Consider the following 7,029-nt stretch of genomic DNA (forward strand, 5'->3'; position numbering starts at 1 on the left):
CGAGGCCGGCAGGCCCCAGCCGATGCCGCCGCCGCGCAGCCCGTAGAAGCTCTGGTGGTCCTGCGCGCGGAACAGATTGCGCACGCCGTGGCTCGACGAGATCGACTCGTCCACGATGATGGCGTCGTCGGGCACCGCGTCGGCCACCGCGCCCACCAGGGCCAGGGGCGAGATCGGCGAGGTCTGCACCTCCGCGCGCGCCTTGGCGCGCATCTTCTCCGTCGCAGCGGCGTGGGCGGCGGCGAGATCGGCGACCTTCCCCGCGCGCTCCTTCAGGACGGCGGGGCCCAGGCGCTTGCCCAGGGCCTCGGCGAGGTCCGGCAGCGTGGCCTTGGGATCGCCGAGGATGGCGACCTTGGCGGGGTAGTTCTTGCCGAGCTGCCAGGGATCGGTGTCCATGTGGACGACGGTGAGGCCCTCCGGCATGGGCTCCACGTCGGACGGCAGCGACAGGGTGAAGAGGTCGCCGCCCACCGAGAAGAGGAGGTCGTGCCCCATCAGCAGATTGCGGATGGGCGGACCGAGGCGCGGGAACGGGCCCGCGTAGAGCGGGTGCGTGAAGGGGAACGAGCAGGTGGACGGCACGCACTCGCCGTACACCGGCGCACCCAGGAGCTCCGCCACGTCCGCCAGCTCCTCGAGGGCATCGCCCTGCGACACCGCGTCGCCGGCGACCAGGAGGGGGCGCCGCGCGCGAACCAGCAGGTCGGCGGCGGCGTCGATGGCGGCGGCGTCGCCCCGGATGCGCGGCGCCACGCGCGTGCTCGCGAGGAGATCCAGCTCGCGCTCGGCGTTCAGCACGTCCACCGGCAGCGAGATGAACACGGGCCCGGTGGGATGCGCGTGCGCGGTCTTCACCGCGCGGCGCACCGCGCGGGGGAGGTCCTCGAGCCGCGTGATCTCGTGTGACCACTTCACGTAGGGTCGCGCCACCGGGGGAAGATCGGACCACAGGATGGGCTCGGTCAGGTTCATCGCCTGATCGTGCTGCCCTGCAGTGAGGAGCATCGGCGCGCCCGACATGCGCGCGTCGTAGAGCATGCCCATGGCGTTGCCGAGACCGGGCGAGGTGTGCACGTTCACCGCGGCGAGCTTGCCGCTCGCGTGGGCGTAGCCGTCGGCCATCGCGATCGCCACCGACTCCTGCAGGGCCAGGATGTAGCGGATCCCCGGCTCGCGCGCGAGCCCGTCCATGAGCGGCAGCTCGGTGGTGCCCGGGTTGCCGAACATGCACTCCACGCCTTCCTGCTTCAGGATCTGGAGAAAGGCCTGCTTGCCAGAGAGAAAGGGCATGGGGGAATCCTCCTCGGCGGGGATGATACCGTCCCTTTCTTGACTCCGCCAGAGGCGCTCGCTACGCTGCATTCGCGATGACGAATGCCGCGACGACGACGCTCGACGCGCCGTTTCTGCGCGCGTGCCGGCGCGAGAAGACCGCGTTCACGCCGGTGTGGCTCATGCGCCAGGCGGGGCGCTACATGGCGGAGTATCGGGCCCTGCGCGCGAAGCACGCGTTCCTCGAGCTGTGCAAGACGCCGGCGGCGGCCGCGGAGGTGACCCTGCAGCCGGTGGAGCGCCTCGGGGTGGATGCGGCGATCCTCTTCGCGGACATCCTGCTCGTGCTGGAGCCGCTCGGCGTGGGGCTCGAGTTCACGCGCGGCGAGGGGCCGCACATTCCCCGGCCCCTTCGCAGCGCGGCGGACGTCGCGCGGCTGCCCCGCGTGGACGTGGGCGCCTCGGTCGGCTACGTGTTCGAGACGGTGCGGCTGGCCCGCCGCGCGCTCGCCGGCCGGGTGCCGCTCATCGGATTCGCGGGCGCGCCGTTCACGCTCGCCTCGTACCTCATCGAGGGGGGCGCATCACGCGACTTCCTCCACACCAAGCGCTTCATGCGTGCGGAGCCGGCGGCCTGGCACGCGCTGATGGCGCGCCTCGCCGACATCACCGCCGAGTATCTGAACGGGCAGATCGGCGCCGGCGCCCAGGCGGTGCAGGTCTTCGACTCGTGGATCGGCACGCTCTCGTCGGCGGACTATCGCGAGTACGTGCTCCCGCACACCGCCGCCATCTTCCGGCGCCTGGCCGCGGGTGCGCCCGCCATTCACTTCGGTACCGGCACCGCCGCCCTGCTGGAGGTGATGCGCGAGGCCGGGGGCGACGTGATCGGCCTCGACTGGCGTGTCGATCTCGGCGCCGCGTGGGACCGGCTCGGGCCCGAGGTGGCGGTGCAGGGGAATCTCGATCCCGCCATCCTGCTGGCGCCCATCGACGAGATTCGCCGCGCGGCCCGCGCCATCCTCGACGGCGCCGCGCGCCGTCCCGGACACGTCTTCAACCTGGGCCACGGTGTGCACGCGGAGACGCCGGTCGACCATGTCCGCGCCCTCGTGGACATGGTCCACGAGATGAGCGCGCGATGATCAACGAAACGCTGCAGTTGATTGGCGAGCCGCAGCCGAAGGCGAGGCGAGCGGATACATGAATCGGCCAGGCTCTACTCTGCCATGCGCCTAGTCGTGGTGGGTGGCGGCGTGTCCGGCCTCGCCGCTGCGCATCGCGCGACCGAGCTGGCCCGCGAGCGCGGAATCGCCCTCGACCTCACGCTGCTCGAGGGGGCCGAGCGCCTGGGCGGCATCGTTCACACCGAGCGGCGCGACGGCTTCCTCATCGAGGGCGGGGCGGACTCGTTCATCTCCGAGAAGCCCTGGGCCCTCGCGCTGTGCCGCCGGCTCGGCGTCGAGGACCGCTTGGTGCGGACGGACGACCGCTACCGGAGCGCGTTCGTGGTGTACGGCGGGCGGCTCCACGCGCTCCCCGAGGGCTTCCAGATGATGGCGCCCACGCGGCTCGCACCCCTCCTGGCTTCGCCGCTCTTTTCCTGGCCTGGCAAGGCGCGTATGGCCCTGGACCTCGTGCTGCCGCGCGGCGGGGATCCCGACGAGAGCCTGGGCGCGTTCGTGCGCCGGCGGCTGGGCCGCGAGGCGCTCGAGCGCGTGGCCCAGCCGCTGATCGGGGGCATCTACACCGCCGACCCGGATTCCCTCTCGCTCGCCGCCACGATGCCGCGCTTCCTCGAGATGGAACGGCGCGACCGGAGCGTGATCCTCGCGATGCGGCGGGCGGCCCGGAGGGAGCCCGACGTGGCCCGCGGCGCCAGCGGCGCGCGCTGGTCGCTCTTCATCACCTTCGCCGCCGGGATGGAGGAATTCGTTCACGCCATCGCGCGACGGCTGCCGCCGGCGTCGGTGCGACTCAAAGAGCGCGTCGCCGCGGTGGAGCGGCGGGGCGAGGGCTGGCGCCTCGTCACCGCGGACGGCGCCGTGCTCGAGACGGATGCGCTCGTCATGGCGGCGGAAGCGCATCAGGCGGCCCGGCTGCTGCGGCATCTCGACCCGGGCCTGGGCCATCTGCTCGAGGGCATCAGCTACGCGTCCTCGGCGACGGTGACGCTCGGCTACCGCCGCGCGGACATCGCGCACCCCCTCGACGGATTCGGCTTCGTGGTGCCCCAGGTGGAGCGCCGGCCCATCATCGCGTGCACGTTCTCGAGCGTGAAGTATCCCGGTCGCGCGCCCGAGAACATGGCGCTGCTGCGCGTGTTCGTGGGCGGCGCGCTGAACGAGGCGGCGGTGGAGGCGGACGACGCCGCCCTCATCGCGACGGCGCGGGGCCAGCTCGCGGAGCTGCTCGGCGCGCGCGGCGAGCCCGTGCTCGTGCGGGTGGCCCGCTACGTGAAGGCGATGCCTCAGTACCAGGTGGGGCATCTCGCGCGCGTCGAAGCCATCGAGTCGTCGGTGCGCCGGCTGCGCGGCCTCGCCCTCGCGGGCGCCGCCTACCGCGGGGTCGGGATCTCCGACTGCGTCCTTTCGGGCGAGGCGGCGGCCGAGACCCTGCTCGCCTGAGCGGGTCGCCCGGCCCGGCGCTGACGCCCCCCCCCCCCCCGGGCCCCCCGGATCGTGGCTCCTGATCAGAAAGGTATGCTGGCCCGGCGCGGGATGAACCTCGATCTGGGCGCCCTCGGCAAAGGATTCGCGCTCGACGAGATCCGCCGGGCGCTGCGCGGACGCGGGCCTTCCGGTCTGCTGAACTTCGGGGAGTCGGGCCTCGTCCCTCTGGGCGCCGCGTCGGGGCGCGGCTGGACGGTGATGATCCGCCATCCCCGGGGCGGCTTCGTCGGCGCGATTCAGCTGCGCCGTCGATCCACGCAGCGGACGGCCGCTGCGGCGTCGCGCGCAGGTGCCGGTGCTGGCCCTCTCGGCCGCGGTGGCGGAGGCCGTGTCCACCGCGATGCTCGTCGCGGGCCGGGACGCCATGCCTGGGCTGGCGCGCCGCTTCGGCGTCGACGCGTGCTGGGTCGAGGGGACGGTGGTCGTCACGACCCCGGGCTTCCACCTCCACCGGCTCGAGGGGGCTCTTCCTCCCGCTTCGAGAGGGTGACCCGCGCGGTCCGATTCGGCTGACCGAGGCCTCGCACGCGCTCCACGAGATCCGCCGGCCACGCGCCCTCCGCGACCCGTCGCGCCACGAGCGCCAGGCTCAGCTGCGCGACCTCCTCCCAGCGCCCGCCGGCCTTGAGCACCTGCTCCAGCGCGTCGCGCGCGGGCTCGCCCTTCTTCGGGAAGCGGAGCGTGTGACGCAGCGAGATTCGCGCGCGATGCGTGGAGCCGAACACCGACGACACGTCGAGCGCGGCGGCATACGCGACCAGCGCGGCCTCGGTCTCGGCGATGCGGGCGTCGAGCGCCCGCCGCTCGGAGTGGAGCGCGGCCAGCCGGTCGACCAGCACCGTCCCGTCCTCGTAGGGCGGGGCGAGGAGTGACGGCATCACCGGCGGGAAGAGATGCGCCCACGCCGGACAGATCGCCTGGTAGGCGCAGCGCTGGCAGTGGCTGCCCTCGCGCAGGGGCCACACGGTATCGGCCTGGATCGCGTCGACGAGCGCGAGGGTGCGCGCCTCGAGCTCGCGCAGCGCCTCGGGCGCCCGCCGCGAACGCAGCTCGAGGTCGTGGGCGGTGTAGTGCCAGATCAGCTCGACGTCGCGCGCATGGCGCGGGAAGTGACGCTGCACGCCCATCTGGTAGAGCGCGAGCTGGCGATCGGCGTCGACATCCTGCTGGGTGGCGAGCCACTGCCCGGTCTTGTAGTCGCGGATCTGCCAGGTGCCCTCGCGCGTGACCGAGAGCCGGTCGATGTAGCCCTGCATCCAGAGGTTGCGCGCCTCGTCGAGCGGGAAGAGGATGCGCCGCTCCACCGCCACCGTCCGCTCCTGATCGAAGGGGTGGTAGCGCGCGTGGAAGTCGCGGAGCTGACGGGCGCCCAGCGCCTGGTAGTCGGCAGCGCTCCGCTCGGGATTCCCGATCCGGATCGTGCCCGCCCACTCGGCATCCCACCTCGTCCGATAGCCGGCGAGGACCTCATCGAGGGTCGGAGTGTGGCCACCCTTGACGCTCCGGTAGAGCGTCTCTAGCGCCGCGTGCACGTGGCTACCGAGGAACATCTCCACGGTCTCCACCTTGGGAACCTTGACGCGGTCCACGTACCGGAAGCGGTACTGCCGGGGGCAGGTCTCGTAGACGTGCAGGCCGGAGTGGGAGAAGACGGGCATGGACGGATCGTACTCCGGGTGGGGGAGGGATCGCTCGCGGCAGGAGCGCTTGTCGACCCTCCGGGTCTGGTGTACAGTCCCCCCACGCGGGATCCCACCGCTAGTCCCTTCTCTTGGCCCGATCCGTTAGGCAGGGAGGACACTATGCGCCCACGGTTCCGTCCGCTCGGCTTCGGCCTCCTGATCGCGCTGGCGTGGCTGGTCGCGGCCCCCCCTCCGAGTGACGCCCAGACGCCCAAGCGCGGGGGCACCCTCCGCGTCTCCTATGGAAACGAGATCGCCAACCTCGATTTCCACACCGCCCCCGGCTACGAAATGATGTGGGTGGCCATGAACATCGGGTGTGGCCTCGTGAACATCACACCCGATGGGAAGTTCGTGGGGGACGCCGCCGAGTCGTGGACCGTCTCGCCGGACGGTCTCCTCTACAACTTCAAGCTCCGGAAGAACGTCCTGTTCCACGACAGGACGCCCGTGGACGCCGCCGCCGTCAAGTTCAGCATCGACCACCTCATGGACCCGGCCACCAAGTCGGGCATGCGGAGCTTCTACGAGTCGGTCCACAGCGTGGAGGTGCTCGACCCGCTCACCGTGCAGATCCGCCTGAAGCAGCCCTACGCGTTCCTGCTCCACATGCTCGCCGCCTATCGCACGGGCCTCGTGCTCTATTCGCCCACCGCCACCCAGAAGTACACCGTGGAAGATCGCAAGCAGGGCAAGCCGGGAGCGGTGATCGGCTGCGGGCCCTTCAGGCTCGTGGAGTGGGTGAAGGGCAGCCACCTCGTCATGGAGCGCTTCGACAAGTACTTCGTGCCGGGCCTGCCCTATCTCGACCGGGTCATGATCCGCGTGATCAAGGATCCCGTCACCGAGATGGCCGCCTTCAAGGCCGGGGAGGTCGACTTCATCGCGTCGTTCTCGCCGGAGCACGTGGACACCCTGAAAGCCCAGTCGCCGAACGCCGTCGTCATGACCGGCAAGGAGACGACGCCCATGCTGGCGGCGATGAAGGTCACCGTACCCAAGGACGGCAAGCCCATGTCCAAGGAGCGGGCGCCGCATCCCATCTTCGGTGACCTCCGGGTGCGCAAGGCGATCGGCTGCTACGGCATCGATCGCCAGGAGATCGTGAAGATCGCCTTCAAGGGCAAGGCCACACCGTGGGTGGGGATGAACCCGCCGGGCACGCTCGACACCGTGGACGTCAATTACATGTGCCCTTACGACCAGGCCAAGGCCAAGGCGCTCCTCGCCGAGGCCGGCTACGGCCCGGCCAAGCCGCTGACCTTCGAGTTGATGGCCGACACCGAGAAGAGCGTGTTCAACGTCATCGCCACCGTGATCAAGGAGCAGATGGCCCGGCTCGGCGTGACCGCCAACATCCGCGTCGTCGACAAGGTGACGTGGATGAACACGACCCTCCA

At 71.2% G+C, this 7,029-nt stretch carries 5 protein-coding genes; 3 read left to right on the forward strand and 2 right to left on the reverse strand.

The window, feature by feature from the left end:
• A partial coding sequence (locus tag VFX14_25240) for a thiamine pyrophosphate-binding protein (protein HEU5193002.1) occupies window positions 1-1,293 on the reverse strand: 1,293 nt, incomplete at its 3' end.
• A 77-nt stretch (window positions 1,294-1,370) separates the two neighbouring features.
• Between VFX14_25240 and hemE the strand changes: the two genes are divergently transcribed.
• Window positions 1,371-2,420, forward strand: coding sequence for a uroporphyrinogen decarboxylase (gene hemE, locus VFX14_25245; GenBank protein HEU5193003.1), 1,050 nt, complete (start codon window positions 1,371-1,373; stop codon window positions 2,418-2,420).
• An 84-nt stretch (window positions 2,421-2,504) separates the two neighbouring features.
• On the forward strand, window positions 2,505-3,902 hold the full coding sequence (gene hemG / locus VFX14_25250; GenBank protein HEU5193004.1) for a protoporphyrinogen oxidase: 1,398 nt from the start codon (window positions 2,505-2,507) through the stop codon (window positions 3,900-3,902).
• A gap of 470 nt (window positions 3,903-4,372) precedes the next feature.
• Here the strand turns inward: hemG and VFX14_25255 are convergent, their stop codons facing one another.
• Window positions 4,373-5,605 carry a PD-(D/E)XK nuclease family protein gene (locus tag VFX14_25255; protein ID HEU5193005.1) on the reverse strand — a complete coding sequence of 411 codons (1,233 nt, stop codon included), beginning with the start codon at window positions 5,603-5,605 and terminating at the stop codon, window positions 4,373-4,375.
• A 144-nt stretch (window positions 5,606-5,749) separates the two neighbouring features.
• Here VFX14_25255 and VFX14_25260 point away from each other — a divergent pair.
• Window positions 5,750-7,029, forward strand: a 1,280-nt coding sequence (locus VFX14_25260; GenBank protein HEU5193006.1) for an ABC transporter substrate-binding protein, incomplete at its 3' end; no start/stop codon positions are given.

The sequence above is a fragment of the Candidatus Methylomirabilota bacterium genome (assembly GCA_035764725.1).
Lineage (GTDB): Bacteria > Methylomirabilota > Methylomirabilia > Rokubacteriales > CSP1-6 > DASRWT01.

What these genes read in the sequence shown, in the direction of transcription:
- hemG (HEU5193004.1), top strand. Translation starts at nt 2,505, where the DNA reads ATGCGCCTAGTCGTGGTGGGTGGCGGCGTGTCCGGCCTCGCCGCTGCG.
- hemE (HEU5193003.1), top strand. Translation starts at nt 1,371, where the DNA reads ATGACGAATGCCGCGACGACGACGCTCGACGCGCCGTTTCTGCGCGCG.
- VFX14_25255 (HEU5193005.1), bottom strand. Translation starts at nt 5,605, where the DNA reads ATGCCCGTCTTCTCCCACTCCGGCCTGCACGTCTACGAGACCTGCCCC.